The organism is Pseudarthrobacter siccitolerans, assembly GCF_030823375.1.
Classification (GTDB): Bacteria; Actinomycetota; Actinomycetes; order Actinomycetales; family Micrococcaceae; genus Arthrobacter; species Arthrobacter siccitolerans_A.
In genome coordinates this window covers 418,219-443,998 of the sequence record NZ_JAUSXB010000001.1, presented here as the reverse complement: position 1 = coordinate 443,998, position 25,780 = coordinate 418,219, and the positions used below count along the sequence as shown (strand labels likewise).

The following is a 25,780-nucleotide window of genomic DNA, read 5'->3' as shown; positions in this document are numbered from 1 at the left end:
GAAGGGTCGGTCAGAGGCGGATACCGAGGAGGGCGTCGACGGCGTCCCGCACCAATACCTGATCCTCGCCGCTGGCGGGGGTTCCGGCCAGGTTCGCCTGTGCTGCCCAGCGGGTGACGGCCGCTACCGCCGTGGGGGCGTTGAGGTCGTCAGCCAGGGCCGCGCGCATTTCGGCGATGAGGGCGGAAGCCGAGCCGGCGGGAGCCTGGGCCAGTGCCTGGCGCCAGGCGGCCAGGTCTGCCTTTGCGGCCTCGAATCCTTCTTCGGTCCAGGACCAGTCCGAACGGTAGTGGTGGGCGAGGATGGCCAGGCGGATGGCGGCCGGGTCTTCCCCTGCGGCCCGCAGCTTCGACACAAGCACCAGGTTGCCCTTGGACTTGCTCATCTTCTCGCCGTCCAGCCCCACCATCCCGGCATGGGCGTAGTGCTTTGCCAGCGGGACGCCGGCCAGTGAATAGGCATGGCCCGCTCCCATCTCATGGTGCGGGAAGATCAGGTCAGACCCGCCGCCCTGCACCGTGAAGGGCGCGGGCAGGTACTTCTGTGCAATCACCGTGCACTCGATGTGCCAGCCGGGCCGGCCTGCTCCGAGGCTGCCGCCCGGCCAGCTCGGCTCGCCCTCCCGTGCCACCCGCCACAGCAGCGGGTCCAGTGCCTGCCGCTTGCCGGACCTGCCGGGATCCCCGCCGCGTTCGGCGAAAAGCTCCAGCATTTCGCTTTCGGCCAGTCCGGAAATGGAACCCAGGGTCCAGGCGTCCGGTGACACGGACTGCTTGCCGGCCGCCTCGACGTCGTAATAAACATCACCGTCAGGCTCACCATTGGTGCCCTGCACACTGTAAGCCAGCCCGAGGCTGACGAGGCGTTCCACCTCTGGAACGATCAGCGGTATGGATTCGACGGCGCCGACGTAGTGGTCCGGTGCGAGGACGTTCAGGGCCTCCATGTCCGTCTGGAAGAGCTCAATCTGGCTCGCCGCCAGGTCCTGCCAGTCCACCCCTGTTGCCGTGGCGCGTTCCAGCAGCGGATCATCCACATCCGTCACGTTCTGGACGTAGGACACGTTATGACCGGCGTCCCGCCAGGCCCGGTTCAGGAGATCGAAGGCGACATAGCTGGCGGCATGGCCCATGTGCGTGGCGTCGTACGGGGTGATGCCGCAGACGTACATCGACGGCCGGCCGTCCACTTCCAGGGCTGCCTCGCGCCCCAGGGCGGTATCGAACAACCGGATGGCGGGCATGCTGCCGGGCACGTCAGGAACAGGGCGGGAGATCCAGGATTTCACACGCCAAGCCTAGTGCTAGGCGCTGATGACATTGAAACCGAGAAGCAGGTACAGGGCGAGGCCCAGGAAGATCCGGTACCAGACGAAGAGGCGGTAGCTGCGGGTGGAGACGAATTTCAGGAACCAGCCGATGATGACGTAGCCCACCACCAGGGCGATGACGGTGGCGAGGGCGGTCTCCGGCAAGCCGTAAGGCCCCGTGATGCCTTCCTTGGAGACCGTCTTGTACAGCTGGAAAAGTCCGCTGCCAAAAACGGCGGGAATCGCCAGCAGGAAGGAGTACCGTGCGGCCGCTTCACGGGTGTAGCCCATCAGGAGGCCGGCGGTGATGGTGCCGCCGGACCGGGACACGCCGGGGATCAGTGCCATGGCCTGGGCGAAACCATAAAGGATGCCGTGCTTGTAGGTGAGGCAGGTCAGGTCACGTTCCTGCTTGCCCACGGCGTCCGCAACGGCCAGGATCAGGCCGAAGACGATCAGCATGGTGGCGACGATCCACATGCTGCGGAGCACGGACTCGATCTGGTCCTGGAAGAGCAGGCCCAGGACGATGATCGGGAGGCTGCCCAGGATGACAAGCCAGCCCATCCGGGCGTCAGGGTCCTGCCTGGACACCTTTCCGCTGAGTGAGCCGGCCCAGGCCTTGACGATCCGCACAATGTCCCGCCAGAAATAGATGAGCACCGCGGTCTCGGTTCCCAGTTGGGTGATGGCCGTGAAAGCTGCGCCGGGATCCTCGGCATTGGGCAGGAACTGCCCCACAATCCTCAGGTGCGCGCTTGATGAAATAGGTAGAAATTCGGTCAGTCCCTGCACAAGGCCCAGCAGGGCCGCCTCAAACCAGTTCACGCTAAGACCCTACGGCATGGCAGTAGTGGTTCTGCCCGTAAGCTTGCTGCTATGCAGCAGCGTTACGTCGGCAACAGTGGATTGCGAGTTTCCGCCCTTTCCCTTGGCACCATGACCTGGGCCGGCGAAACAGACGAACAGGACGCTTCGGAACTGCTGCGCAACTTCCTTGACGCAGGCGGCCGGCACGTTGACACGGCGGCGTCGTACATGGACGGGCGGTCCGAGGCCATGATCGGTTCCCTGCTGGGCGACGTTGTGGCTCGGACGGAGATTTCCATCTCCACCAAAGCGGGAATGACGACGCCGGATGGCCGCCGCGGCGTGGACACCTCCCGTAATGCGATGCTGAGCGGCCTTGAGGCGAGCCTTGCCAGGCTCGGAACCGACTATGTGGACATCTGGTTCGCGCAGGCCTGGGACAGCAACGTTCCGTTGGACGAGACGCTGTCCGCTTTGGAGTTTGCGGTGCGGACGGGCCGGGCCCGCTACGCCGGAGTTTCAAACTTCAACGGTTGGCAGACGGCGAAGGCTGCGGCCACTGCAGGGTTCCCGCTGGTTGCCGCCCAGGCTGAATATTCGTTTTTGCAGCGAAAGCCGGAGGCAGAGCTTATCCCGGCGATCGAGGACGCAGGGTTGGGACTGATGGCTTGGGCGCCGCTGGGGCGTGGCGTGCTGACAGGGAAATACCGCGGCAGCATCCCCTCAGGTTCCCGCGGTGCTTCGGCGGCGGGAGCGGGTTACGTTGAGCCGTATCTTGACGGCCAGGCATCCAGGACTGTTGAGGCGGTTTGCATGGCAGCGAAAGGGCTGGGCCGGACGCCGCAGGATGTGTCCTTGAGTTGGCTGTTGTCGCAGCACGGCGTGGCCACAGCGATTGTGGGGCCCCGGACACCTGCACAGCTGAAGGAGATTGTGGACGCCCAGCTGACACCGCTGCCGCCTGAGATTGCGTGCGCCCTGGAGGACGCTTCAGCCGCCTGCTAGGGGCTTTCGCTGCTCACGGGTCCGCTCGGGGTGCCTTGTTGTCAGACGTTCCGGTCCTCAACAATTTCAAGGTCCTCGTCGTCAACATCGCTTTCTTCATCCTCGTCGTCCTCGTCATCAAAGACCTGGAGCGGCGTGACCTCGTTGTAGGCCTCGTAGAGGGCGTCCTCATAGACTTCAAAGGCATCGGCAACTGCGAAAAACGCCGCCTCCACGGATGGATCACCATCTCCGCGTCGGTTCGATGCTGCTATAAGGTGTTCTTCCAAAGCGGTGGTCAAGGACTGAAGCGCGACACGCGGATCGATGCTCATGACTTCACGTTAGCCGGAAAAGGACGAAAATGGAGAGCAAATGAAGGAACAATTTCTCACCAGCTCGGTCCAGCGGGAACGGGACTATGCGAAGCAGTACGAGTACCTCGTACTGACGGTCAGCCCTGTGGATTCACTGCATGAGGCAAGGCGCCGGCTGGTGGAACACTCCGAATACGGCAAGTGGGAGCTGGAGCGCAGCAAGCTGTACCTGGGCGGAGGCAGGCGGTTCTGGCTGCGCCGCCGCGTCATGCAAGTCCAGCGGACCGTCTAGTTAGGGAGCCTAGCGGCGGTGTAATTAAAAGAGGTGAACCCGCCCGGCTGCCTCTATTCTTCGAGCGGACCCAGCCAGGCGTTGGCCACGGTGTTGTGGGCCGACTCGTCGTCGGACGGATGGAACATACCCGCCAGGACGTCCCGGTAGAGCCGTTCGAGTTCGGATCCCCGGAAGTAGCTTGATCCCCCGCTGACCCGGATGGCCAGGTCCACTACGCGCCGTGCCGTTTCCGTGGCGTTGACCTTCAGGCCTACGAGCTTCGGGAACCACTGCGGGCCGTGGTCTGCGAGGTTGTCGACGTCGCCCGCTACGGATGCCAGCTGCGGGTACAGGTTGTCCATGGCCATCGCCGCTTCCGCGACCTTCCAGCGGATATCCGGGTCCTGCGCGTAGCTGCGTCCGGCATTCTTGAAGGAAGTCCGGCGCTTCACCGTCTCAACCCCCACGGCCAGCGCCCGCTCCCCCAGGCCGGTGTAGACGGCGGCCAGCAGTGTCTCGAAGCACGCGAAGATGGCGAAGATCAGCGGGTCCGGGCTGGGACCTACGGGGAGCTTGCGGAAGATCCGGTCTCCCGGGACTGCAACACCGTCCAGGACAGTGGTGCTGGATTGGCTGGCACGCATGCCGAGCGTGTCCCAGTCATCAAGGATGCCGTAACCCGGCGTTTCCCGGGTGATGAAACCGTGGACGAGTTCGCCGTCGCCGTCCCTGCCGGAAGCGTCCTTTCCGAAGATTCCCAGCCTCGTCCAGGCCGGCGACAGGCTGGTGAAGATCTTGGTTCCGGTGAAGGTGTAGCCGCCCCCGGGCTGGGGCTGCGCGACGGTGCGGGAGTCGAAGAGGACCGAATCATTGCCGCCTTCGGAGTTGCCGAAGGCGAAGACTTCTCCTTCGGCAGCTTCCTTGAGGACAAAGTCCAGCGAAGCGTCCCCTCGCGCGCCAAGGACCTGCGCGACGCCGGTCCACACCAGGTGCATGTTCACCGCCAGGGCGGTGGCGGGGGCAGCCGTTGCCAGCCTGCGCTGGCACTGCGCCGCCGCCGCGAGGCCAAGTCCCTTCCCGCCGTCGTCCGCGGGGACAAAAAGTTTCAGGTACCCGGCCTCAACAAGTTCTTCCAGGTCCTCCTGGAAGAACTCGTTGTCCCTGTCGTATCCGGCGGCCCTGCCGCGGATCCGTTCCAGCAATTCCTCGGGCAGGATCTCATCCGGGGTCATGGCCACGCTGCTCAGTAGTTGGTGAGCAGGGTGTTGAGCACCCGGGCGCCGAATTTGAGCGAATCCGCGGGTACGCGCTCGTCCACGCCGTGGAACATGCCGGTGAAGTCCAGCTCGTCCGGCAGCATCAGCGGTGCAAAGCCGTAGCCGGTGATGCCGAGCCGGCTGAGGGACTTGTTGTCCGTGCCGCCGGAGAGCGTGTACGGCAGCACCTTGGCGCCGGGGTCCTCCGAGTGCAGGGCATCGATCATGGAGTCCACCAGGTTGCCGGCGAAGGGGACCTCAAGGGATACGTCGTTATGGACGTAGCTGACGTCCACCCCGGTTCCTGCCAGGTCCCGCACGATTTCCAGGACGTGTTCCTCCTGCCCGGGCAAGGTGCGGCAGTCGATGAGCGCCTCCGCGGATTCCGGGATGACGTTGTGTTTGTAGCCGCCCTTGAGAAGTGTGGGGTTGGTGGTGTTCTGCAGGGTGGCACCAACGAAGCGCGCCACCGTTCCCAGCTGGTTCAGCAGGAGGTCCGGGTTGTCGGCGTCGAACTCCACCCCGGTGAGTTCGGTCACGCCGTCCAGGAACTGCCTGGTAGTGGGGGTCAGTTCGATGGGCCACTTGTATTCGCCGATGCGGGTTACGGCTGCCGCGAGGCGGGTAACAGCGTTGTCAGTGTTGATCTGGGAGCCGTGGCCGGCCCTGCCGTGGGCTACCAGGCGCAGCCAGGAGATGCCCTTTTCCGCCGTCTGCAGCAGGTAGGTGCGCTGACCGCCAATGGTTGCCGAGAACCCGCCCACTTCGGAGATGGCCTCGGTGGCACCCTCGAAAAGTTCCGGACGCTTGTCTACCGCATAGCGGGCACCCAATGCTCCGCCCGCCTCCTCGTCAGCGAAGAAGGCAAAGATGATGTCGCGCTTGGGCTTTTTGCCCGTGCGGGCGAAGTTCCGGAGAACGGCAAGGATCATGGCGTCCATGTCCTTCATGTCGACGGCGCCGCGGCCCCAGATGAGCCCGTCTTTCAGTTCGGCGCCGAACGGGTCCACAGACCACTGGTCCTTGAGGGCCGGAACCACGTCGAGGTGGCCGTGGACCACCAGGGCACTGGCCGAAGGATCCTCGCCGGCCATCCGGGTGACCACGTTGGCCCTGCCCGGCGCTGACTCGAAGATCTCGGCTTCCATGCCGACTTCCTCGATGAGCCCGGCAGCATACTCAGCCGCAGCCCGCTCCCCTGGCCCTGTCCCGTCACCATAGTTTGAGGTGTCTATCCGGATGAGCTCCTGGCAGATCCGGACAACTTCATCCTCGGGCAGGACATCAGGCATGTGGAAGCTCCTTACAGGGGAATGACGGGGTGGCGCAGCGCCGATTCGCTGCCCTCAGCCTACCCACTTGGGCCGATTCGATGTTTCAGGAAAGTTCGTGTTAGAGTTTTTCTCGCTGCTTCGGAGAAACGCGAAACGCTGAAAGGCGGAATCGGTTCCCGGATTACCACCTGCGCGGGTGGCGGAATGGCAGACGCGCTAGCTTGAGGTGCTAGTCCTCGAAAGGGGGTGGGGGTTCAAGTCCCCCTCCGCGCACAAAGGGAAGCCCCGGAAAATCAGTGATTTTCCGGGGCTTTTTTGTGTCTCCAGCCACGCGAGACCTGTTTCCCCTAATCTGGGCGCTCTAAAGAGGGCGCAGCAGCCCACGAATTGCCCGCTCCACACCTTTGATCCCGGAGTCCTGTGGCGCCTGGACATATGTTGGCGGACCCCCAGCAAGACTGCCTTCGCCATGGTGTTCCTGGTGATCCTCAGCCGCGCAGCTATCGACCTCATCGATTCACCCTGGGCCAGATGCAACCGCCTAATACGCGCCCAATCCTCCGCTGTGATCACCCACCCAATCGTTTGGAACGGGGGTCCCAGTTTTGGACCGTCGGCGACAATGCCTCGCCCAAACTGCCACTTCCCCAGCGAGGGAGCGGAGGCCATCATTAGAGGTACAGAGCCCTGCGATGTAAATCGGAGGCTGTCATGATCCAGGCCCTGCTGTGCAAGCTGAACATTCGGCACGAATGGCATCTCGAACATGCCGAAGACGGCGGGATTTATAAACGCTGCCGCCGATGCGGCAAGGATGACGATAGTGGCGGAGGTGGAACAGGAGGCAACTTCAGTGCCTGGATAGGGCCGACGGCAGGAGGCTGAGGCCATCCTTCCGCACCTATATGAATGCTCCGGCGGATTGGTGCTCCAGCTAGCACATGCTTCTGGCTGTCTGCAGGATAGCGTCCTCCATCTCGGGGACCAGCGGAGGCGCGTCTGTGACGTTCAGTTCCCGGGGCGGAAGCACCGTAGCCACAGTCACCTGCCGTTGCCCGTCTGAAGAGGAAACAGACTGGACACTGTACGGCCCTCCGCCCCCGGACGCGATGACGTGGTGTGTGCCCGGGCAGATATCGTCGCGTGGGCTGATGCCACCCAAAGAAAACGGCTCGGCCTCTACCATGCTGTTCCAAGTGTCCTCGCGGATGAGCCGCCCCGTGGTGAGGGCCGCCAAGAATTTGCTGAGGTCTTGAACTGTTGAAATGACGCCGGAATCAGCTGATCCGGTAAGCGCGTCAATACGCGTGAAGCCGCGCCTGTTCCCGTCCTCCAGCACGTACCCATGCAGCATGGGTTCGGGCGGCTGCCCTGCCGCCGCCACGCGGGTGTTGCCCATTCCTGCCGGCTCAAAGACATCCTTGGCGAGAACCTCTTCGAGTCTGCGGTTGTGTTTGCGTTCCAGCAGCCAGCCCATCACTTCCCAGTCCGTCGCAGACCACACAAAATAGGACACGGGCCCTGGTGGCAGATCCACCCCGGCGGCAATTCGAAGTCGTTCCTCGAAGGTCAAGGGGAGCGTCTGGAGCTCGTCCAGAGTCCTGGATTCAATCAGGGGCGGAAAGTAGTCGGGCAGTCCGGAGGTACTGCCCAACAGGTCCCGCACCCTGACGCGGTCCCACGCCGGGAAGATGGCTGTGAACTCGGGCAGATGCACCGAGACGGGATCGTCCAGGTGCACCGTGCCAGCCTCCACCAGCTTCATCATGGACACGGCCACCATGGGTGTCCCTGCCCCGAGGATCCAGGTCTTGTCCGTAGGGACCGCCTTCGCGTTGGATTCCAGGTCTTTTACCCCGGTGGCCCTTAGCTCCTGCCGGTCCCCATTACGCACATGGAAGACAACAGCGGACGCACCTTGTGTGGACGCGTCGGCGGCAAAAGCCTCCAGCGGGGCGGCAAGGTTCACAGCCGGGGTGGTGGCTGTTTCGTCAGGGGTGCCGAATGTACAGCCGGAAAGCACAAGAGTCACGGCCAGTACCGCAGCGTGCTTGTTCATCAATCAGCCGGACCCCATGGATTGCCGGGGCGGTCTCCAGCTTCCAGGTGCCCGGACCAGCTTTGACTGCGGCGGTCGTACTTGCCGCACCTGGTGCAACGTCGTCGGAACCCGGCGTCGGGCGTCCTTTCTACCAGCCAGTGGTGCCCGATATTGAGCCTGCACAGCAGGGCCCGGATCATGACCTCTCCTCTCCGAGAATGTCGCCCAGCCCACTTCCAATTATGTTCCCGAAACTTCTGATTGGATCCTTCAGGAACTCGAGCACCACTTGCGTTTACCTGACATTGACTGCTTCCTCGACCAAAATCACCCGCCAAGATCTCTCGGGCGAGTTAGACGCGGGCGGTGAAAAGCTGCCCCAAAATTTGGCGTCGTACAACTCTTCATTGGCACAGGTTCTATGTCGGAGGAGACTTGAGGCGACGGCATTCCATCTCGGGGCCTCCCGCGGGGCCTCACAGTACCCTGTAGCGGCTTGGTGGATTGATGAGGTCCATGACACCCCTCGAAGGTGTGGGAGGTGAGCAGTGCGGGTGTCGTAAATCAGGGCGCCAGCGTGTAGCTGCGCTCATTGTCAGCCTGGGATTGGCGTTTTGGGTCGGCGGCTGCACCTATGAGGAGCCGGATGGGGAGCGACCGCTTCCCGGTTCGGCCTTTCCGGTGCCTTCGACTACGAAATCTGAATTATCTGTTGCCCCACGCGAAGGCTGGGGCCCTGATGCCCTGTTCTACACCGATGCGGGAAACGTATATGTCGGGGACAACAGATGGGCACCGGCTCGCGTGGCGTCATTCACAACGACTTCCACTGGTGTGGTCTATGTGGATGCCGCGACATCGAGGCTTGTTTAGGCAGACTGGGAAAACAGCATCAGGCGGCTCGGCTGGCCGGAACCCAAAGAAACCCGCGCACGCCGCCAATGGGGTGAGTTTCGGGACATCCGGGACATGGTCCGTAACCCCAGCCATGTCCTGGTCTCTTGGGTCCAAAGGGGCGAATACACCGGGGACATCGTCGTCGTGCGTCCAAGCACCGGGGAGGTGCTCGCCCAAGCAGCTATCCTGTCTCTAGCCGCCGAAAAAAGTGTGGTTTACGGGTCAATCGATGATGCCGCTGTCTACTACGCAATCTCGCCCGGTGGAGAAGCGCAGGGTTTTTCGCGGTTGCGTCTCGAATCCCTGGCATTAAAAGACATTGGACGGACGGAGCAGACCGCCCGACCTTCTGACAGTGCGGGGAGGTCATGCTGCAGCAGCTGAACGGCACCAAGCGTGCCTTATAGCGCTACGAAAACAACGCCACTTACCGCTGCGATTCACACCCGTTGTCCATTCCCCGCGCAAAGAGAGTGTGATGTCTCACATTGGTGCCTTGGGTCCGGGTGACGGCGTGGACCAGCAGAAGCGGGCCACTAGCGTAGTCGGGTGCAGAAGTCAGGCGTTTCCAATTACGCGGCCGGGTCGCCGGTCGAATCCCATCGTGCGACCAGGCGTGTCCGGCTCGGATTCTGCTTCATGGTGGCGTTGCTCGTGGTGGTAGCCGCCCGTGTCGTTGTGGTCCAGGGCTTTGACCCGGAAAGCTTTGCCTCCAAGGCGGCCGACCTGCGGACGCAGGCTTCGGTCCTTCCCTCCGAGCGCGGAGCGATCCTGGATATGAACGGAACGGTCCTGGCCCAAAGCATCGTCCGATATGACATCGTCGGGGCCCCGAACGTCAACACATCCAAGGAGACGTTCCGGCGCCTCACCAACGACGGCTCCGTCATTGAGGTGTCCCGGGACCAGGGACTCCAGGAGTTGGACGACCTCCTGGACCAACCGGAGCCGGCCGTCCGCGAGCTGCTGACCGGCGAGGGGCTTTTCACCTACCTGGCCAAGGCCGTCGATCCCGGCTTGGAGCACGAGATCATGAAGTTGCGGGTCCCGGGCGTGGAGTCCCGCCCGGTCAAGAAGCGGGGCTACCCCCAGGGGGCGGTGGCCGGCAGCATCGTCGGGTACACCAATGACACTGGCGGAGCCGCGGGCCTCGAATTGACCCTCAACGGCAGGCTCGAAGGCAAGGATGGCGAGAGAATGTACCAGATCGGTGCGGACGGCATTATCATCCCGACAGCGCCTTTGAAGGTCTCGCCGGCGACCAACGGCCAATCCGTGAAGCTGACAATCGACACCGACCTGCAGTACGCGGCCCAGCAGGCCATCGAGACGCAGGTCGCGAAACTCAACGCCGACTGGGCGAACATCATCGTCGTCGAAGCAGAAACGGGCAAGGTTCGTGCGATGGCCGAGACAGGCTCGGTCGACCCCAACGACCCGGAGCCACAGCCGTTGCTGACCGGGGAGCCCGCTCCGTTCAGGCCGCCCTGGAACCCGGATCTACGGACAAGGCGGTCACCGCTGCCGCCGCCATCGAAGAAGGCATCATTTCGCCGGAGTCGCACCTCGTCATCCCGGCGGGCTACACGTGAACGGGCAGTTCTTCAAGGACTCGTTCGAGCACGGCACCGAACACCGCACCTTCGCCGGGGTCATCGGCTCATCGATGAACACCGGCACTGTGATCGTTGGCCAGGAGCTGACCAGACAGCAGCGCTACGACTATCTGAAGAAATTCGGCGTCGGCGGGAGACCGGTATCCCGCTTCCGGGTGAATCCTCCGGGCTGCTCGCACCCCCTGACAAATGGGACGGCCGGCAGGAATTCGCGGTGCTCTTCGGCCAGGGAGTCTCCCAGACACCGCTGCAGACCACCATGGCCTTCCAAGCGATCGCTAACGACGGGGTGCTGCTCAAGCCACAGCTGATCGAGTCCTACATCGACCCTGACGGTGCGGAGCACCCGGTCCAGACCGAGCCCGGTACGCGGGCCGTCAGTGAATCCACGGCACGCCAGACCCGCGACATCCTCGAAAGCGTCGTCACCGCTGGCGGCGCGAAAGACATCAAGGTCCCCGGCTACAGGGTCGGCGGGAAAACGGGCACGGCCGAAGCGGTCGCCGACGACGGGATCGGCTTGGACGGGTACACGGCATCGTTTGTCGGTATGGCCCCGATGGATGACCCCGAGTACGTCGTCATGGTCAATGTCCAGAGGCCGCAAGGGAACATCTACGGGATCTCGACCGCCCCGGTATTCAACAACATCATGGGCAGGGCCCTGACCAGGTTCAATGTCGAGCCCTCCAGGACTCCGTCGGTCAGCCTGCCCCAGGAATACTGAGCGTTGCTTGGACTACGGCAGCAGCTGTGCGCACGACTGACTTGAAATCCCCATCATAAGCATGCTTATGATGGATGCGGCCGAATGCGAACGGTTGCGAACGTGAGAATCGAAGGGCGCGCTCAGCGAACGGGGCGCGCCTTTCCGGCGCCTTCAGGTTCTATTGCCGGCTGAAGTAGCTAGCCAGGTAAGGGCTTCCTGCTCGTCCACAAAATACCTGACCGGGCAATCAGGCCAAGCGAGTCCACGGAGCCCATGAGCGATGACCTTGTCCACCGGCAAACGGCCGAGAAGGGCAAAGGCAGCGACGGTGGACGCCTCACTGCAGACCGCGACCGCTTCCTTGCTGACAGATTTAACGCCCGTAATTTCCAGGAGAACGCCCACTGGCTTGCCGTCCCCGCAGGCCAGCAACCGGGCGCTCGCTAAAGCCCCATGGGCGGGGGTGATTCGTGAGTGAGGCAGGAGAACTATCCGGAGGATTCCGGGCCGAACCTAGGTAATGGCGACGTGCAAAGTCTGCTCGTCCTCAGCTGGCCCAACTTCCCCGACGCTGTCTGTGTCACTGCAAACCCCACATGCCATGCCACCTGCTTCGAATTGTGATGTACCGGAACCAAACCCCTGCGCCGAAGATCGCGGCAGGTGCGGGCGTTGCGGAGTCTGTGGTCCGGTACCACCTGCCCATCGCCGCCAGGCAGGACCCAGACCTGAAAGCCGAGCATCAGAGGGGACTGTCACCGGCTGCGCCGCGGCTGAGGGCGCCGGGCCAGCGAAACCTGGGCGACATTCTGGCGTTCCGTGAGGCAGAGGTCCGGCTGCCTGTCAGCGGGCGTTCCGCCCGTGAGTCGACCCTGGCGGGATGGCTGGCCCGCCGAGGCAAGGAGGCAGCTGAGGACGTTCTCTCCCCCGCTTACGCAGTGACCTCGATGCCATCCCGGGCTGGCGGGAGCAGCCGTCGACCGCGGGACGCCGCCTACTCCGCCGACTCGTCATCGTTATGGAGCTCGCTCGCCGCGATGCCTTCTGCAGTGCGCTCTGCCTCAGCGATGTCATCACCTAAACAGAAAGTAGTGCGAGGGGAACAAGAGTTGGACCGATCTCATGAGTACTGGTTTGCGCCGGCCGCGCCTTGAAGAGCGACCGGCGCACTGTCGGGCGCTCTTAGCTCAAAGCCGCGCAGACGTCGAACGATTGCCCCGCTTCGCTTTGAACTTCGAAAACCCCTGCGGTATCTACCGTGTAGACCACCTTTCCGATGTACTGAGTCGTTGAGGGGCCCTCCGGGATGTCAGATGGGAAGAGGATCAGCCCCGTATGGCCCGTTATCGAGACGGTTTGTATTCCTGTCTTCGGATCGATAACCGTGTTGGAAACCGAGCCGTTTGAGGTGAAAGTAATGGACTCACCTGTATCGGCATTTGTGTAAACCAGCGTGTATCCCTTTCCGGCTTCAATTACCCGGACCGGGTTGCCATTCCTGTCCGTAAATTTATGGCGTTTGACCTTCGAGCCGGTGCCGTCTACCAACAGGTGGAAATCGCAGCCAACGCCTGCCTCCAAGTCGAAATGCAAATCATCTGGACCCTTAGGTGGGGCTGCATTTGCTGCTGGCAGGGAAATGAGGGCCAGTGACAGAGTGGCCACGGCAGCCATAGCGGGGGGTGAGAATCGCTTCATTGCAGTATCTCCTGAGCTCGGGAAGCGCACTTCCAGATTAATGGCGCGCCAGTTTTACCAACCCGGAGGAGACCATTCGCCGCGGAGTCACAACGTTAAATTGGTTCAGAAGTCATTGTCAATGATGAAATTCTCAAATTCGACAACTGGTAGTTCTCTTCGTGCTCAATTGTTGCCCGGGCGTAAACCTGATCCGGTCACGTGGTTAAGGCAGAAGATATATCGGTCTTGTTAGTCCCCACTGTTGGCTACACAGACTCAGCGTCATCATTAAACTCGCCAGCGGCGATGCGCTCGGCGCTATGCCGATATGCCTCGGCGAGGTAGTCCTCAAGGTCCTGCCGGCCGATACGCCACATGCCGCGGCGGCAGATCTGAAGAGCCCGAATCTCCCTGTCTTATTGTGCACGTAGATCTGGTTTGGTTTAAGTTTCAGCTCTTTGGCCGCCTGCGTGGAGTCAGAAAGCGGTACTGTGCGGGTTCGTCGGACACCGGTTTATCCTGTGCAACTGCTTGCTGTCGCGGGACCGAGCATCCAAGGGTTAGCGGCAATTTTCGAGCGGGCGGTACCGCTCGGCAAAGCCGGTGAGGGCGGCCTAGAGCGGCCATATGTCGTCCAGCATGTCGACCCGACGTGCGTCGGCGGCAACTGGCAGCGGTCTGACCATCCAGGCGGCGACGCCGTTGCGCGGGATCCTTAATGTCATGGCGTGCTCAAAGATCCTCAGTACCGGCTCACGAAGGAGCCCGTTCTTGAGCTGAAAGCCCGGGCAGAACACTTCCTCGTCGATGAACACCCGGACAGCGCGACGCATGGCCTCGGGGTCGCCGAGGGACTGGAAGTGGGTCTCCAGGTCTGCTGCCGTCGGCAGGATGAACTCTTCCCGGATGCGGTCCCAGACATGCTCCGGGACCGCCGGCCGGAACCGCTCAGCCTTCACAGCCGACGCAGTAGGCATGGCCGTTTTTGTCATGCGCCTTCTGGGGGCGGTGCCGTACCCAGGAAGCAGGAATAGCAGGTGAATTCGTCGTCGGCCTGGGATGACCTGGACGACGAGCTCTTCGGCGATGAACTCGCCGCCGGGGGCAGTCCGTCAAAGACGTTGCCTCGTCGAGTTCCAGAACAATGGACCTGGTGTCCGGAGCTTTGGCGGACTTCGGGGCTTCCAGGGAGCTGTCACGGGATTCACTGACGGCAGTGCGCAGTTCGTAGTAACCGGTTGCCACGGAAGTGCATCTCATTTCTCTTGCAGGATTGTCGGCGACTGCAACATACCTGCCGCCGCAAAATTCCCTAGTCATCCGACAGGTTGGGCTGACAGCTCTGGTTACTTCTTGCTAATGAGGCTCTACCTTTGGCGGAGGAGGTGTCCTGAGTCAGGACGTGGCTTGCATCGTGAATGCGTGAAGACCTCTCAGGTTGGTGGTTACCACACACACACACAACCTAAGACTGAGATGCCTGCATGTCTCACCGAGCAGGGCCATCGAGTATCGCGCGCAAACACTGCCAGACGATGTAATCAACGTTGGCAGGCCGCTAACCCGCTAACCCCGTTTTCACAGACTGTCTACTTGGGCGCTGCCAAGGCGGAGGGTTTACCACCACTTCTGCAGCGCCCAAGCGTTGGTGGCGCCATCACCGCTGTCGCCATCCTTGCCGCAGCGCCGACATCGCTTGTAGAGGCTTCCGTCGTCGGCATGTTCAACGTGCCATTCGTGGCGGATATTCAATTTGCACAGCAGAGCCTGGATCATGCCAACTCCGATCTGAACCGCAGCGCCCCAGGACCTCAAGGATGGCCTTCCAGCCAGGGGCGGGGATACTTACGGCCTATTTCTGCTCAGGAATCCAGAACGGTGCTTCCACTCCGGCCCCCGTGAGGTTGTCACAGCGCACGAGCTGGCTGCCGATCCGTTCGAGCGGGCAGTCGACATAGGTGGTCGGGACGTTCTCATCAGGGGCACCTGGTGTTGCTTGTCCACTGGGTCCTCCAAAGAGGAAAAGCGCCGCGAAAACAGCAGCAAGGATCGCTGCAACGCGCTTAAACATTTTTTGTCTCCTGAATAGGACACGGGAAAGCAGGACCGCCGATGGTTGCGGGCGGGTAGTGAACCGGGTTCCCAACTGACCCTGCGATGCGGCCAAGCCGCCTCAAGGCTGGCTCCCGCTGTTGCCCAAACTACCCCCGGGTCCGCGCCACCATAAGGGTGTTTGCTACCCCATCTGCCGGCATCGGCCCCCTTGATATTGGCGATGCCCCGGGGAACCCGCGCCAGCCGGCGTCAGCTGTCTGGTGACCCACCCTTCCCTGCAGTCAGTCACCCATGCCCGGGTGGACGGGCACAAAATCGATCTTGTTACCTGAGCCCGTCTTCTTCTTTGGGGATCGCGAAAAGCCCTTGGCGTCAAGGTGGTTCCGGGCGCGGTAGGCCGCCAGGGCGTCATCATACGCACGGTTGAGCCGGCGGCCTGAGAGCTCCTCGGTTGCGCCGTCCGCAAAGGTGACAGTGACAATGACGCTTTCCGGGAAGTGCCGGTTCATCCGGATGAAACCATCGGCGTCCTGCTGCAGCTTAATCAAAAGGTGTCGCTTTCGTAGTAGTGACTTCCAGTGTCCCGCCTTTTCCCCTCCCCGCCAGCACCGGCACCGTCTCCGTGCTTGCGGAGACTGCGGCGGTGGGCCGGCAGATCAGCCGGCCTCCCGCCGTCGTACTTCTTGTTGGCTGGACCAGAGGACCTACATACGGAGCGACGCGTAAGGCTCGCTGGGAAGGTTCCCGGCCGACCACGGCGCTGTGGAGCGGACGTCGGGCGTGTGGCCCCGGCCGTCGGCCAGCACGGCGCAGACAGTGGCAATAAGAACCCAGAGTCCAAATAGCAGTAAGCCGAACAGTTCCATGTTTGCACCTCGTATGAGTGTGGGCGGATGTGGTGATGCCAGTGTGTGCGGCGGGCGTGTGAGCAAGCGTGTGAAGGCGAAGACGCCCGGGACGGGTGGCAGTAGCATGGGGCCTATGGCCGAGAATTGGATTCGGCTCCTCGGTCCGCCCGTGATCGAGTCCCCCGGCGCAGCTCCCCTGCAGCCCAGAGGCCGCAAGGCCTGGGCGGTGCTTGCCTATCTTGCGCTGCAGGCCGGCGGCACCGGCCGGTCCCGCACAGCGTCGCTGCTCTTCCCGGACGCCGCGGACCCGCTTGGTGCCCTGCGCTGGAACCTGTCCGAACTGCGGCGGACCCTCGACGGCGTGACATTGGCGGGTGATCCCCTGCGGCTTGTACTGCAATCCCCCTGGCGCTGCGATGCACTGGAAGTGATGGACTCGGCCGCCAACCCTGGCCTGGACCCCCGAAGCTTCACCGGCCAGTTGCTGCAGGGGCTGTCCTTCGTGGACTGCCCCGTCTTCGATTCCTGGCTGGCGGACCAGCGGTACCGCTTCGACAACATGGTCCAGTCCCTGCTCTACGAGGCCGCGCTGGCGGCCCTGGCTGCGGGTACTCCCGATGTGGCGGCGGAACTGGCAGCCCTGGCCCTTGACCGGGATCCCTTCCACGCAGACTGCAACGCAGTCCTGGTCAAAGCTTTTGTGGCCCTGGGCGAACATCGCCGCGCCCGCCAGCACGTCACGAAATGCGGGGACCTCTACCGGCAGGAGCTGGGCCTGCCGCTGCCTGCGGAAGTCCGGCGGGCACTGTCCGCTGCGGCTCCGGAAGCGGATCCCGGAATGCCGGCCACTGTGGGGACAGTACGGTCGTATCTCGACGCCGGCGGGTCATCTCTGTGGGCAGGGGCGGTAGACCGGGGGCTGGACCAGCTGCGGCTCGCGGTGGTGCTCGCCCAGCGCACCGGAAATGAACATTTGCTCGCCGAGTCCCTGGTGACGCTCTCCGGAGCGCTGATCCACCAGGCAGGCGGCCGCGGCGCTGAGGTGGCGGACCTCCTGCACCGTGCCCTGCAGGCGGAAGGGCCCGACGGCGCCTCCCGGACTGCCGCTGCAGCCTACCGCGAGCTGGGCTACCTGTCCGTGCAGCGGGGCGTACCGGACCGGGCTGCCGGCTGGCTGGACCGGGCGATGACGGCGGCGGATAGATTCCCCGACGAACAGGCCAGAATCCTGGCTATCCAAGGCATGCTGGCCTCGGACACTGCCCGGTACGAGGGCGCCGTGAGGGCTCTGACGGAGTCCGGAAGACTGGCCAGGGTCGCCGGGAACCGCCGCCAGCAGGCGTTCAGCGAGGCGCTGCTCGGCAGGGTCCGGCTGCTCCGCGGGGAACTGGAGCAGGCGGCCGAATCCCTGGACCGGGCACAGGTCTGGATTGCGGAGGAACACTGGACCGCGTTCGAGCCGTTTGTCGCCGGGGTGCGGGGAGAAACGTACCTGGCCGCCGGGCAGCTGGAGGAAGCAGCCGCCCTGATCGACAGGTCATGGGTGATGGCAGAACTGGCCGGCGACCACTGCTACATGGCCTTGGCAGCCGGTGCGGAAGCGCGGTTGTTCGTGGCGCACGGCGACCTCGCCGCTGCCGAGCACTGGATAGACCGGGGCCTGGAACCCAGGCCGTGGTACCTCTGGTATTCGGCCCGCCTGCTGGATACGGCGGCGGAAGTTTCCATTGCCAGCAGGTCGCCACGTGCGTCGGCATTCGTGGAGCGTCTGGCTGAACTGGCGAGCCGGAGCGGGATGCGGGAATTCGTGGTGCGGGGGCAGTCCCACAGGGCTGTGCTTGGCGACGAGGCGGCAGCTCAGGCAGTTCCGTGGCTGGCCCATGAAATCGATAACCCGGCGCTGGCCGCGTTCCTGGCGAGGCGGCACGGCGGCTGAACCGGCTTCCTCTTCAGATGTCCCGTCAGCGAACCCGACGAAGATGACCGCATCAAACCTCTTTAGTGTCCCTGCTGATCAAGAATGTCCCTACTGCTCAAGGGCATTTGGGACACCGGCGGGCTGGGCGAGGTGGACGCTGATGCCAAAGAGTGCCTCCAGCGCGGCCATATACTCGTCACGCCGGCCCGCAGCAGCCAGTTCTCTTGCACGTACCGAGGGCGTGTGCAGCACCTGACGGACAAAACGCCGCAGGACCCTGGCAGTTTCCTCCGCCGACGTGCTCGCTCCGTTTCGCTTTCTGACGTTTTCCATTTCCCGCTCAAGCGCCTGATGAAGGTGGTGGCGCAGGGCAATAATCGCAGCATCGATAGTGCGGAGGGATTCTTGTTCGTAAAAGCGGCAGGCTGAATCCCGGATCAACATTCGGGCCAGCTGGATTTGTGCTGAGTCCGTCTGCGGGGCGGCCCGGCGCACCGCTTCAAGAGTGATCAAGTCAACGCCGGCTAACTCACCAACGTCGGGATCGAAGTCGCGGTTGGGAGCAAGATCCAAGGCCACGAGAGGCTTGGGGTCCTTCTGCTGCCGTGCCATCACCGAGGTGCCGATGCGGGATCCGTTGCCGCTACAGCCAATAACAACGTTCGCCCGGCCGATGGCTGCCTGCAGCTCCGCTTCCGTTACCGCTGCCACCGCATGGGCAGCGGCGAATGCGGCCGTCCTGCCTGAGCGGGAGAAGACGGTGACATTTGAACACTTTCCCCTCGCTAGCAGGCTCATAATGCACGCAGCGTAAGACCCGCTGCCAATGACGACCACGGACAGATCCGAGAGCATCAACGGGCTCAACCGGGAGACGGCCAGATTAATCGCCACGGAAGCCACTGACGTGCCGGCACCCCCAAGGCGCGCCCGTGTTCCGACGTCCTTCGCAGTGCGCAAAGCCCCTTGAAGTAGTCGGATCAGGAGTCCGGTGGCCGTTCCTGCAGCTTGGGCTGCAGCCAACGCACGGCGGATTTGGCCGGCGATTTCACGTTCGCCTATGACCAGCGAATCCAGCCCGCATGCAACGCCAAAAAGATGTTCTGCCACTGCCGGCCCGATACGGCATTCGAACAGTGCCCGCAGGGTTGCCAGCGGTAGGCGGGAGCAGGAGCTCACGGCTTCCAGCGCATCTGCGCATGCCTTACCGGCTTCAGGTGCGGGCGCAATTTCACAGTAAATCTCGAACCGGTTACATGTGGATAGAACCACGCAGCCTGATACAGCCCTGCTGCGGCCCGGTAAGTCCTGCATGATGAGTGGGGCTGCCGATTGCAGCCGGGCGATGGAATCGGCGTCGAGATACCTGTACCTCGAAACGAGTACCAACAGAACGGGAGGCTCAACAGGACCCGGACATCCCGAACCCGCCGCATCAAGCGTAGCTGTCACTGCTGTTCCTTCCCGGGAGATCAAACTGATGACCGAATGGACGCACCATCTGCTGGATCAGCGTTATACAGAGACCTTGGGGAATTCTTAGTCACCGATGTTGTTGGACAGCGCACTTGAAGCCATCTACTCCAGGAACGCACCCTGGCTCCCCGGGCTCTGTCCCCAGTCGCCGTAATGGTGCAGTATTTCAGGATGGAAGCATTTCCGGCAGCCAGCCTTGGCCACGTGGTTCTGTTGGGTGATTCCATCTTCGACAACGGCGCGTATGTTGGCGGCGGACCGGACGTCATCAGCCAACTGCGGCAGGAACTGCCGGGCTGGAAATGCACCCTCTTGGCGATCGACGGCGACATCATTACCGGTGTCGTCCGCCAACTTGACCGCCTCCCCGCGGATGCGACCCACCTGGTGGTGAGCGCGGGCGGAAACGACGCGCTTGGCCATTCGCCACTGCTGCAGGAGCAACCTTCAACAGTGGGCGGGGCGCTGCTTATGCTTGGCGGGGCGAGGGACAGATTCGACGCCGACTACCGGGCCATGCTTTCCGCTGTCCTGGCAGGGGGACTGCCGGTGGGGGTCTGCACTGTCTACGACACTCCCCCGTCAGGGCCGAACCAGCCGGTCATCAAGGCAGCACTGTCCCTGTTCAACGACGTCATCACGAGGGCCGCATTTTCCCGCGGAGTAGCGCTGGTCGATCTGCGGCTCGTGTGCAGCGAGGATGGGGACTACGCCAACCCTATCGAGCCGTCCATTCAAGGCGGACGGAAGATTGCGCAGGCCATTGCCACGCTGCTGGGAACAGCCGCGCCCGGCCCTCATTCCATTGTTGTTGCCGGCGCGGCAAGGAATGAACCTGCTACCCCGCCGGATCTGGCGGGCTAACAGGCCGTTGCTGCCTTCAGTGCGGGCGCAGCTTCACGTCCGCGGATGCCTGCGGGATCCTGCCAGCCGGGAGCCAGCGGCCACGGGGCGGTACTGGACCCGCCGATGATCAGCCCGCATGGCCCGCTGCTCCTGGCGCCGGGCCTTCCGCTCCGCCCGGTCAATTCCGGACAGAATCGCGAAGGTGCCCGCAACCCAGAGGAACGCCATCGTCAACACCAAGGCAATCTCCAACTCAATGCCCATGGCTCTATTTTAGGACTTTGGAGCCGTAAGCGAGAGCCCTGGACTGACCAACCTTGCCCGCTCTACAACACTCCCAGCTCCCGCACCGCCGCCAGGACGTCCTGCACCGAGACTGCCAGCAAAGCGGGGTCGGGCTGCTCAGCGAAGGTGTCACCGCGCCTCAACTCAGCCCGGGTCAGGACCACGTGCGGACCCGGGGGCGGACCCCAAATTTCGGGCGGAGCCGGACCAAACAGCACCACTGAGGGCGTTCCATACGCAGAGGCCAGGTGGGCCGCTCCCGTATCCGCCGAGATCACCAGCCGCGCTGCTGCGATGGCGGCTGCGAATTCGGCCAGTCCCAGCCGCCCTGCCAGCACCATATCCTCGGAAAATCCCGAGCGGCGGCAGACATCCAGGGCACGTTCCCGTTCCCCGCTGCCACCGGTGAAGACCACGTCGTGCCCGGCGGAGGCAAGCGTGGAGGCAACTGCCGCGAAGCGCTCGGCCGGCCAGAGGCGGCTGCCGTAGGCGGCTCCCACATGCAAAACCGTGGCACCGGGAACAGGGCTTGGCACGTGGGGTGTATTCAGCCGGATATCCAGGGGGTCGGCCTCGATGCCATGCCATTCCAGGAGCCGGACCCAGCGTTCCCGTTCATGCAGTTCCGCGCGCCAGGGCGGCCCGTCCCGGTACTGGCTCCGGTGCCCTATTGTCTGCCTGGCCTGCAACGCCTCGATCCGGCCCTGGCTCTCCGGCCCGCTGCCGTGCAGGTTCACGGCCACGTCCACCACGCCGGGCTCGATGGCCAAAGGCTCATCGAGCCCGTGGGTGGGGAAAAGCTCATACCCGCCCACGAGGCCCAGCGCGTCAGACAACCATCCCTGGGCCGCGTACCGCAGCCTGTGCCCGGGGAATGTCCGGCGGAGGGCCTTCAGTGCTGGAACCGCGACGAGCAGGTCACCGAGCTTGAGCGCCCGAAGGACCAGGAGCTCGGGTTTCCCATCATGGACATCTTCAGCCTTCAGGGCAGCGGCAGTTCCCGGAATGCTCACAGGCGCTGCCCGCCCGCGTCAGTCGCCGCCAGGCTGCGGACGTCGTCATGCACATCCCGTACGGCAACTCCCGCCACCACGGAATCGTTATGGGGGCAGCGCGGTGCCGTCCAGCCCACCTGGGTGACATCAATCCCGCACGTGGGGCAGGCGGTGACCCAGGAGGCATGGATGCGGTGAAGACTCCTGCCGAGCGCGCCGGCATTGATGATATTGCCCGCCCAGAAAATCCCCACGGTCGGGACCCCAAGGGCCTGGGCCAGGTGCCGCGGGCCGCTGTCGTTTCCAACCACCACCGCCGCGCTGCCCAACAGCGACACCAGACCCGCCATGTCCAGTTCTCCCGCCACAGAGCGGACCGGTCCCGAAGCGGCCAGTTCCACAACGCGCGCGGCAAGTTCCTGCTCACTCTTATCGCCAGCAACAACCACCCGGAACCCATCCGCCGCGCAGGCAGCGGCCAGCTCGGCGAACCGCTCAACGGGCCAGCGACGGCGGGGATCCGTTGCCCCCGGATGCATCACCACCAAAGGCTGCGCGCCGTCGTCGGCCGTGCCGGAAAGAGTGGGCAAGCCCTGGGCCGGAGCGAGCCGGGCCTCAAGATCAACCGGGAACGCCCCGGCGAAACCGGCCACTTCCAAAGCCCTCAGGGGTTCGTGCTGGTAATAGAGGTAGGGAACCGTCCGTTCCAGGCTCGCTGCATCCGGCGTGCGGGTTCCCACCGTATGCCGGGCGCCCAGCCGGAGCAGGAAAGGATTCGAGTACCGTCCCCCGCCGTGAAGCTGGACCGCCAGATCAAAGCGCCGGTCACGCATCTCCTGGAAGAACCGGTCCAGCTCGTCCTCGTCTTCCTCCCCGGGCCGGACGCCTTCGGAAAAGGGCAGGACACATACTTCGTCCACCGGGCTCTTCGTAGCAGCGATCAGTGCCTTATGGGCCGGAGTGCCAAGAAGCGTTATGGAAGCCCCCGGATAGGCCGCTTTCAGCGCAGCCATGGCAGGGACGGCAAAAATCAGATCACCCAGCCCGCCGCCGCGCAGGACCGCGATCCTGTCCACTGCCTCGAACTTTTCCAGGACGGGACCAACGCCCATGCCGGCCCGTCCGGCACCACCGAATTCTGCAGTCAGCTGCTCCACACATACCCCTTCGACTAAAGCCGGGGCCGCCCCTTTTGCTGCGGCCCCCCTGCCCGTGCAGCCGCAACAGCATCACGAACGCTGTGGCGGCCTTCCTCTGAACCTGTACCCAGACGGCGGTCAATATACTCCGGCTATTGGGGAATACCCCCATGATGCTGTACGTTTCATACGCGACAGACGAACCAAAGAAAAGAGAAGCACCTAAATTGGCAACCGATTACGATGAACTGCGTTCCGACGTCAAGGAATCGCAGGACAACTCACTCGAGCAGCTTCAGTCAGCAAATGCTCCTGACGCACGCAGCGTTGTGCTCGAGCTGGATGAAGCTGACGGCCTGGACGGAGCGGGCGTACCTGGCGGCGAATTCGTCGCCGAGGAGCTCGTGGTGCAGGTCATTCCGCAGGCCGATGACGAATTCACCTGCTACTCCTGCTTCCTGGTCCGCCACCGCTCGCAGATTGCGCGCCAGAAGGACGGCCACAGCTACTGCACCGAGTGCGAGGGCTGATCAGGCAGTCATGTGGAGGGCGGAAACCGCCATTTCCCTCAACTGAGCAAGAGGCACGTCCCATTGGGAGACGTGCCTCTCGGCTTTTAAGCGAGCTTCTGCCGCACGATCTGGCTGACTTCCTTTCCGTCGAAGCGCCCCGCCACCTCCGCCGTCACGGGCTTCATGACTTCGCCCATCTGCCGGGGTGTGAGTTCACGGCCCGCGGCGCGCAGACCGGCAATGACCTCATCCACGATTGCCTCGACTTCCGCCTGCGACAGCGGTTTGGGCAGGTAGGACTCTATGACTTCGGCCTCCGCGATTTCGGCGGCCGCACGGTCCGGCTGGCCCGCTTCCGTATAGATTCCCGCCGTTTCGCGGCGCTTCGCAGCTTCCTTCTGGAGCAGGGACGTCACCTGCAGGTCATCAAGCTGCACCGGGGTTTTACCCGATTTCTCACGGGTCTCAATTTCGCCCAGGACGTTCCGCACCGTGGTGAGCGCCGTCTTGTTGCGCTCCTTCATGTGCGTGACCACATCGGCCTGCAGCCGTTCTTTAAGTGTTGACACGTTTTCCTCTGTTCCTGTTGGCCCTTGTTCGCGGGCGGCGCCTGGGCATTGCGGCCACGCCCAGGTATCCCTAGTACCGTAGGGGCTTATGCCCGAAAAAGACCACCCGTCCCCGGACCGGACCCCGTGAGCCTTCCCGCCGACCACTGGACTACCTTCATCAACGCGTTCGGCCGTACAGATATCCCGGCTATCACCGCCACGGAGCTGCTGCTGGTGGTTTCCATAGCCACTGCACTGTCCATCCCCCGCCGGTCCTGGAGGTACGTGGGCCTGCTGGCCACGGCCACCCACGAACTGGGACACGCCTTCGCCGCTGTGACGAGCGGACAGCGGCTCTCCGGAATCCGGCTGAGGTTTGACCATTCCGGCACCACCACCACCTTCAGCCGGAGCAAGCTTGCCACCGTCTGGTCCTGCTTCTGGGGCTACCCCGTACCTGCCATGGTGGGTACAGCTTTTGTCTGGTGCGGCTTCAACGGATGGGGGCCCGCCGCAATTGCTGCCAGTGCCGTTGCCCTGGCCGCCACGCTGGTGTTCCTCCGGAACGCGGCAGGTTTCCTCATCACCATCGGAGCGATGCTGGGCTGCGTCGCGTTGATTTTCCTGGTTCCTGCCGGCTTCGCGGGCCACACCGCGGTCATGCTGGGCCTGGTACTGCTGGTGGGCGCGGTGCGGGACCTGATCAAGCTCACCCACGTCCATCTGCGCAGGAGGGACAGGCTGGCCACGTCCGATGCCTACTTGCTGTTCCGGGCAACGGCGGTCCCTTCCGGGATCTGGATCCTCCTGTTTACCGTCCTTGTGGCGGGGTCCTGGCTGGTGGCCTGGCAGCCAATCTCAACAATCCTGCGGTAAGGCGCATAGGCTGGATTAATGAGCCAGGAAACTGAAAGCACGCAGCAGACGGATAGCGGCAAATCCTTCGAACACACTACCCGGGGCGCCTACGTTACGGGCGGAGCGGAGTTCAACCGGGACACCAACTACATCGAGGACCGGATCACGGCGGACGGCAGGCCTGGCCCGAACGGGGAACCCGGTTGGCCGGCCGAGGCGGGGCGTTACCGCCTCATCGCTGCAAGAGCCTGCCCCTGGGCCAACAGAACGGTGATTGTCCGCCGCCTCCTGGGGCTGGAGGACGCTATTTCCCTGGGTCAACCCGGCCCTACCCACGACGCCCGGTCCTGGACTTTTGACCTGGATCCCGGTGGAGTGGATCCCGTCCTGGGCATCGAACGCCTCCAGCAGGCCTACTTCAAGCGGTTCCCGGGCTACCCGCGGGGCATCACTGTCCCGGCGATTGTCGACGTGGCCACTGGTGAAGTGGTGACCAACAACTTTCCGCAGATCACGCTCGACTTCTCCACCGAGTGGAGCCAGTTCCACCGGCCCGGTGCCCCTCAGCTCTACCCTGAGCATCTTCGGGAAGAGATCGACCAGGTCAACAAGCGGGTGTTTACCGAGGTCAACAACGGCGTCTACCGCTGCGGCTTCGCCGGCTCGCAGGAAGCCTACGATTCAGCCTACGAACGGCTCTGGACAGCCCTGGACTGGCTGGAAGACCGCCTGTCCCGGCAGCGCTTCCTGGTGGGCGGCACCATCACCGAAGCGGACGTCCGGCTGTTCACCACCCTGGCCCGGTTCGACGCCGTCTACCATGGCCACTTCAAATGCAACCGCCAGAAACTCAGCGAAATGCCGGCGCTCTGGGGGTACGCCCGCGACCTCTTCCAGACCCCGGGATTCGGGGACACCACCGACTTTGTGCAGATCAAGCAGCACTACTACATCGTGCACGAGGACATCAATCCCACCGGGATCGTTCCCGCCGGTCCCGACCTGCGCGGGTGGCTTGAGCCCCATGACCGCGAGTCCCTGGGCGGACAGCCGTTCGGCGATGGAACAGCGCCGGGGCCGGTCAAGCCTGGTGAAGAAGTTGCCCAGGCCACGGAGCGATTTCCTGACGG

The 25,780-nt window shown here is 63.4% G+C and carries 26 protein-coding genes, 1 tRNA gene and 3 pseudogenes; 11 read left to right on the top strand and 19 right to left on the bottom strand.

All coding sequences use genetic code 11. From position 1 onward, the window contains the following. Positions 1–10 precede the first annotated feature (10 nt). On the bottom strand, positions 11–1,288 hold the full coding sequence (gene mshC / locus QFZ36_RS02035; RefSeq protein WP_306633514.1) for a cysteine--1-D-myo-inosityl 2-amino-2-deoxy-alpha-D-glucopyranoside ligase: 1,278 nt from the start codon (positions 1,286–1,288) through the stop codon (positions 11–13). Between the two features lie 15 nt (positions 1,289–1,303). Then, positions 1,304–2,137 (bottom strand): undecaprenyl-diphosphate phosphatase, encoded by an 834-nt coding sequence (locus QFZ36_RS02030; RefSeq protein ID WP_306633512.1) that lies wholly within the window; start codon positions 2,135–2,137, stop codon positions 1,304–1,306. Between the two features lie 51 nt (positions 2,138–2,188). Between QFZ36_RS02030 and QFZ36_RS02025 the strand changes: the two genes are divergently transcribed. Continuing rightward, positions 2,189–3,124 (top strand): aldo/keto reductase, encoded by a 936-nt coding sequence (locus QFZ36_RS02025; protein ID WP_306633511.1) that lies wholly within the window; start codon positions 2,189–2,191, stop codon positions 3,122–3,124. 41 nt (positions 3,125–3,165) lie between these two features. Here the strand turns inward: QFZ36_RS02025 and QFZ36_RS02020 are convergent, their stop codons facing one another. Next, entirely contained in the window at positions 3,166–3,438 is a 273-nt protein-coding gene (locus QFZ36_RS02020; protein ID WP_306633510.1) for a hypothetical protein, read from the bottom strand. A gap of 40 nt (positions 3,439–3,478) precedes the next feature. On the opposite strand from QFZ36_RS02020, the gene QFZ36_RS02015 reads away from it, so the two are divergent. Then, positions 3,479–3,712 (top strand): DUF5703 family protein, encoded by a 234-nt coding sequence (locus tag QFZ36_RS02015; protein WP_050055262.1) that lies wholly within the window; start codon positions 3,479–3,481, stop codon positions 3,710–3,712. Positions 3,713–3,765: 53 nt separating this feature from the next. On the opposite strand, the gene QFZ36_RS02010 is transcribed toward QFZ36_RS02015, so the two are convergent. Both QFZ36_RS02010 and QFZ36_RS02005 read right to left on the bottom strand, forming a co-directional pair. Further along, positions 3,766–4,926 carry an acyl-CoA dehydrogenase family protein gene (locus QFZ36_RS02010; RefSeq protein WP_306633509.1) on the bottom strand — a complete coding sequence of 387 codons (1,161 nt, stop codon included), beginning with the start codon at positions 4,924–4,926 and terminating at the stop codon, positions 3,766–3,768. A gap of 11 nt (positions 4,927–4,937) precedes the next feature. Then, the gene (locus QFZ36_RS02005; protein ID WP_306633507.1) at positions 4,938–6,242 is read right to left on the bottom strand and encodes a M20/M25/M40 family metallo-hydrolase; all 1,305 of its coding nucleotides are present in this window, start codon (positions 6,240–6,242) and stop codon (positions 4,938–4,940) included. A gap of 172 nt (positions 6,243–6,414) precedes the next feature. Between QFZ36_RS02005 and QFZ36_RS02000 the strand changes: the two genes are divergently transcribed. Further along, positions 6,415–6,497 (top strand) — tRNA-Leu (locus QFZ36_RS02000). 661 nt (positions 6,498–7,158) lie between these two features. Here QFZ36_RS02000 and QFZ36_RS01995 read toward each other — a convergent pair. Beyond that, entirely contained in the window at positions 7,159–8,283 is a 1,125-nt protein-coding gene (locus QFZ36_RS01995; protein ID WP_306633506.1) for a serine hydrolase domain-containing protein, read from the bottom strand. 1,518 nt (positions 8,284–9,801) lie between these two features. Here QFZ36_RS01995 and QFZ36_RS20905 point away from each other — a divergent pair. The 3 genes and pseudogenes from QFZ36_RS20905 to QFZ36_RS20895 form a co-directional block, all read left to right on the top strand. Continuing rightward, positions 9,802–10,335: pseudogene (locus tag QFZ36_RS20905) on the top strand (peptidoglycan D,D-transpeptidase FtsI family protein); the annotation flags it as partial. Continuing rightward, complete coding sequence (locus QFZ36_RS20900; RefSeq protein WP_373427066.1) at positions 10,317–10,754, top strand: penicillin-binding transpeptidase domain-containing protein; 438 nt, start codon at positions 10,317–10,319, stop codon at positions 10,752–10,754. The pseudogene QFZ36_RS20905 and the gene QFZ36_RS20900, both read left to right, overlap by 19 nt. After that, complete coding sequence (locus tag QFZ36_RS20895; protein ID WP_373427065.1) at positions 10,684–11,505, top strand: penicillin-binding transpeptidase domain-containing protein; 822 nt, start codon at positions 10,684–10,686, stop codon at positions 11,503–11,505. The genes QFZ36_RS20900 and QFZ36_RS20895 overlap by 71 nt, the downstream gene beginning before the upstream one ends. A gap of 153 nt (positions 11,506–11,658) precedes the next feature. Here the strand turns inward: QFZ36_RS20895 and QFZ36_RS20970 are convergent, their stop codons facing one another. The 8 genes and pseudogenes from QFZ36_RS20970 to QFZ36_RS01950 all read right to left on the bottom strand — a co-directional run bounded on the left by QFZ36_RS20970 (position 11,659) and on the right by QFZ36_RS01950 (position 16,088). Continuing rightward, complete coding sequence (locus QFZ36_RS20970; RefSeq protein WP_444964484.1) at positions 11,659–11,955, bottom strand: DUF7793 family protein; 297 nt, start codon at positions 11,953–11,955, stop codon at positions 11,659–11,661. A 714-nt stretch (positions 11,956–12,669) separates the two neighbouring features. Next, complete coding sequence (locus QFZ36_RS01980; protein WP_306633501.1) at positions 12,670–13,185, bottom strand: hypothetical protein; 516 nt, start codon at positions 13,183–13,185, stop codon at positions 12,670–12,672. 596 nt (positions 13,186–13,781) lie between these two features. Beyond that, entirely contained in the window at positions 13,782–14,159 is a 378-nt protein-coding gene (locus QFZ36_RS01975) for a hypothetical protein (RefSeq protein WP_306639296.1), read from the bottom strand. Beyond that, positions 14,116–14,412: pseudogene (locus tag QFZ36_RS01970) on the bottom strand (DUF4193 family protein). The gene QFZ36_RS01975 and the pseudogene QFZ36_RS01970 overlap by 44 nt, the downstream one beginning before the upstream one ends. 372 nt (positions 14,413–14,784) lie before the next feature. Then, positions 14,785–14,943, bottom strand: coding sequence for a hypothetical protein (locus tag QFZ36_RS01965; protein ID WP_306633500.1), 159 nt, complete (start codon positions 14,941–14,943; stop codon positions 14,785–14,787). Between the two features lie 76 nt (positions 14,944–15,019). Then, the gene (locus tag QFZ36_RS01960) at positions 15,020–15,238 is read right to left on the bottom strand and encodes a hypothetical protein (protein WP_306633498.1); all 219 of its coding nucleotides are present in this window, start codon (positions 15,236–15,238) and stop codon (positions 15,020–15,022) included. Positions 15,239–15,503: 265 nt separating this feature from the next. Further along, the gene (locus QFZ36_RS01955; protein ID WP_306633496.1) at positions 15,504–15,770 is read right to left on the bottom strand and encodes a hypothetical protein; all 267 of its coding nucleotides are present in this window, start codon (positions 15,768–15,770) and stop codon (positions 15,504–15,506) included. Positions 15,771–15,926: 156 nt separating this feature from the next. After that, entirely contained in the window at positions 15,927–16,088 is a 162-nt protein-coding gene (locus tag QFZ36_RS01950; RefSeq protein ID WP_306633495.1) for a hypothetical protein, read from the bottom strand. A gap of 115 nt (positions 16,089–16,203) precedes the next feature. Here QFZ36_RS01950 and QFZ36_RS01945 point away from each other — a divergent pair, with 115 nt between their 5' ends. Further along, positions 16,204–18,006 (top strand): SARP family transcriptional regulator, encoded by a 1,803-nt coding sequence (locus tag QFZ36_RS01945; RefSeq protein WP_306633494.1) that lies wholly within the window; start codon positions 16,204–16,206, stop codon positions 18,004–18,006. Positions 18,007–18,096: 90 nt separating this feature from the next. Here QFZ36_RS01945 and QFZ36_RS01940 read toward each other — a convergent pair whose 3' ends face one another. Further along, positions 18,097–19,440 (bottom strand): glutamyl-tRNA reductase, encoded by a 1,344-nt coding sequence (locus tag QFZ36_RS01940; protein WP_306633493.1) that lies wholly within the window; start codon positions 19,438–19,440, stop codon positions 18,097–18,099. Positions 19,441–19,635: 195 nt separating this feature from the next. Between QFZ36_RS01940 and QFZ36_RS01935 the strand changes: the two genes are divergently transcribed. Further along, complete coding sequence (locus tag QFZ36_RS01935; RefSeq protein WP_306633490.1) at positions 19,636–20,328, top strand: SGNH/GDSL hydrolase family protein; 693 nt, start codon at positions 19,636–19,638, stop codon at positions 20,326–20,328. Positions 20,329–20,361: 33 nt separating this feature from the next. Here QFZ36_RS01935 and QFZ36_RS01930 read toward each other — a convergent pair whose 3' ends face one another. From QFZ36_RS01930 to QFZ36_RS01920, 3 genes are all read right to left on the bottom strand, one after another. Beyond that, on the bottom strand, positions 20,362–20,574 hold the full coding sequence (locus QFZ36_RS01930; protein ID WP_306633489.1) for a hypothetical protein: 213 nt from the start codon (positions 20,572–20,574) through the stop codon (positions 20,362–20,364). Positions 20,575–20,636: 62 nt separating this feature from the next. Next, complete coding sequence (locus QFZ36_RS01925; protein ID WP_306633487.1) at positions 20,637–21,608, bottom strand: glycosyltransferase family 9 protein; 972 nt, start codon at positions 21,606–21,608, stop codon at positions 20,637–20,639. Next, positions 21,605–22,747, bottom strand: a complete 1,143-nt coding sequence (locus tag QFZ36_RS01920; protein WP_306633486.1) for a glycosyltransferase family 9 protein — start codon at positions 22,745–22,747, stop codon at positions 21,605–21,607. Before QFZ36_RS01920 ends, QFZ36_RS01925 begins: the two co-directional genes overlap by 4 nt. A gap of 209 nt (positions 22,748–22,956) precedes the next feature. Between QFZ36_RS01920 and QFZ36_RS01915 the strand changes: the two genes are divergently transcribed. Continuing rightward, positions 22,957–23,259 carry a DUF4193 domain-containing protein gene (locus QFZ36_RS01915; RefSeq protein ID WP_009358564.1) on the top strand — a complete coding sequence of 101 codons (303 nt, stop codon included), beginning with the start codon at positions 22,957–22,959 and terminating at the stop codon, positions 23,257–23,259. A gap of 86 nt (positions 23,260–23,345) precedes the next feature. Here the strand turns inward: QFZ36_RS01915 and QFZ36_RS01910 are convergent, their stop codons facing one another. Beyond that, positions 23,346–23,810, bottom strand: coding sequence for a GatB/YqeY domain-containing protein (locus QFZ36_RS01910; protein WP_306633484.1), 465 nt, complete (start codon positions 23,808–23,810; stop codon positions 23,346–23,348). A gap of 126 nt (positions 23,811–23,936) precedes the next feature. On the opposite strand from QFZ36_RS01910, the gene QFZ36_RS01905 reads away from it, so the two are divergent. Beyond that, positions 23,937–24,668: a M50 family metallopeptidase gene (locus QFZ36_RS01905; RefSeq protein ID WP_306633483.1), complete on the top strand. Its 732-nt coding sequence runs from the start codon at positions 23,937–23,939 to the stop codon at positions 24,666–24,668. Between the two features lie 18 nt (positions 24,669–24,686). Beyond that, positions 24,687–25,777, top strand: a pseudogene (locus tag QFZ36_RS01900) (glutathione S-transferase family protein). Positions 25,778–25,780: the final 3 nt, after the last annotated feature.

Bases quoted from the DNA above. Each gene is read 5' to 3' on its own strand.
- QFZ36_RS02025 (WP_306633511.1), top strand. From the start codon at position 2,189: ATGCAGCAGCGTTACGTCGGCAACAGTGGATTGCGAGTTTCCGCCCTT.
- QFZ36_RS02020 (WP_306633510.1), bottom strand. From the start codon at position 3,438: ATGAGCATCGATCCGCGTGTCGCGCTTCAGTCCTTGACCACCGCTTTG.
- QFZ36_RS02015 (WP_050055262.1), top strand. From the start codon at position 3,479: ATGAAGGAACAATTTCTCACCAGCTCGGTCCAGCGGGAACGGGACTAT.
- QFZ36_RS02010 (WP_306633509.1), bottom strand. From the start codon at position 4,926: ATGACCCCGGATGAGATCCTGCCCGAGGAATTGCTGGAACGGATCCGC.
- QFZ36_RS02005 (WP_306633507.1), bottom strand. From the start codon at position 6,242: ATGCCTGATGTCCTGCCCGAGGATGAAGTTGTCCGGATCTGCCAGGAG.
- QFZ36_RS01995 (WP_306633506.1), bottom strand. From the start codon at position 8,283: ATGAACAAGCACGCTGCGGTACTGGCCGTGACTCTTGTGCTTTCCGGC.
- QFZ36_RS01980 (WP_306633501.1), bottom strand. From the start codon at position 13,185: ATGAAGCGATTCTCACCCCCCGCTATGGCTGCCGTGGCCACTCTGTCA.
- QFZ36_RS01975 (WP_306639296.1), bottom strand. From the start codon at position 14,159: ATGACAAAAACGGCCATGCCTACTGCGTCGGCTGTGAAGGCTGAGCGG.
- QFZ36_RS01965 (WP_306633500.1), bottom strand. From the start codon at position 14,943: ATGATCCAGGCTCTGCTGTGCAAATTGAATATCCGCCACGAATGGCAC.
- QFZ36_RS01960 (WP_306633498.1), bottom strand. From the start codon at position 15,238: ATGTTTAAGCGCGTTGCAGCGATCCTTGCTGCTGTTTTCGCGGCGCTT.
- QFZ36_RS01950 (WP_306633495.1), bottom strand. From the start codon at position 16,088: ATGGAACTGTTCGGCTTACTGCTATTTGGACTCTGGGTTCTTATTGCC.
- QFZ36_RS01945 (WP_306633494.1), top strand. From the start codon at position 16,204: ATGGCCGAGAATTGGATTCGGCTCCTCGGTCCGCCCGTGATCGAGTCC.
- QFZ36_RS01935 (WP_306633490.1), top strand. From the start codon at position 19,636: ATGGAAGCATTTCCGGCAGCCAGCCTTGGCCACGTGGTTCTGTTGGGT.
- QFZ36_RS01930 (WP_306633489.1), bottom strand. From the start codon at position 20,574: ATGGGCATTGAGTTGGAGATTGCCTTGGTGTTGACGATGGCGTTCCTC.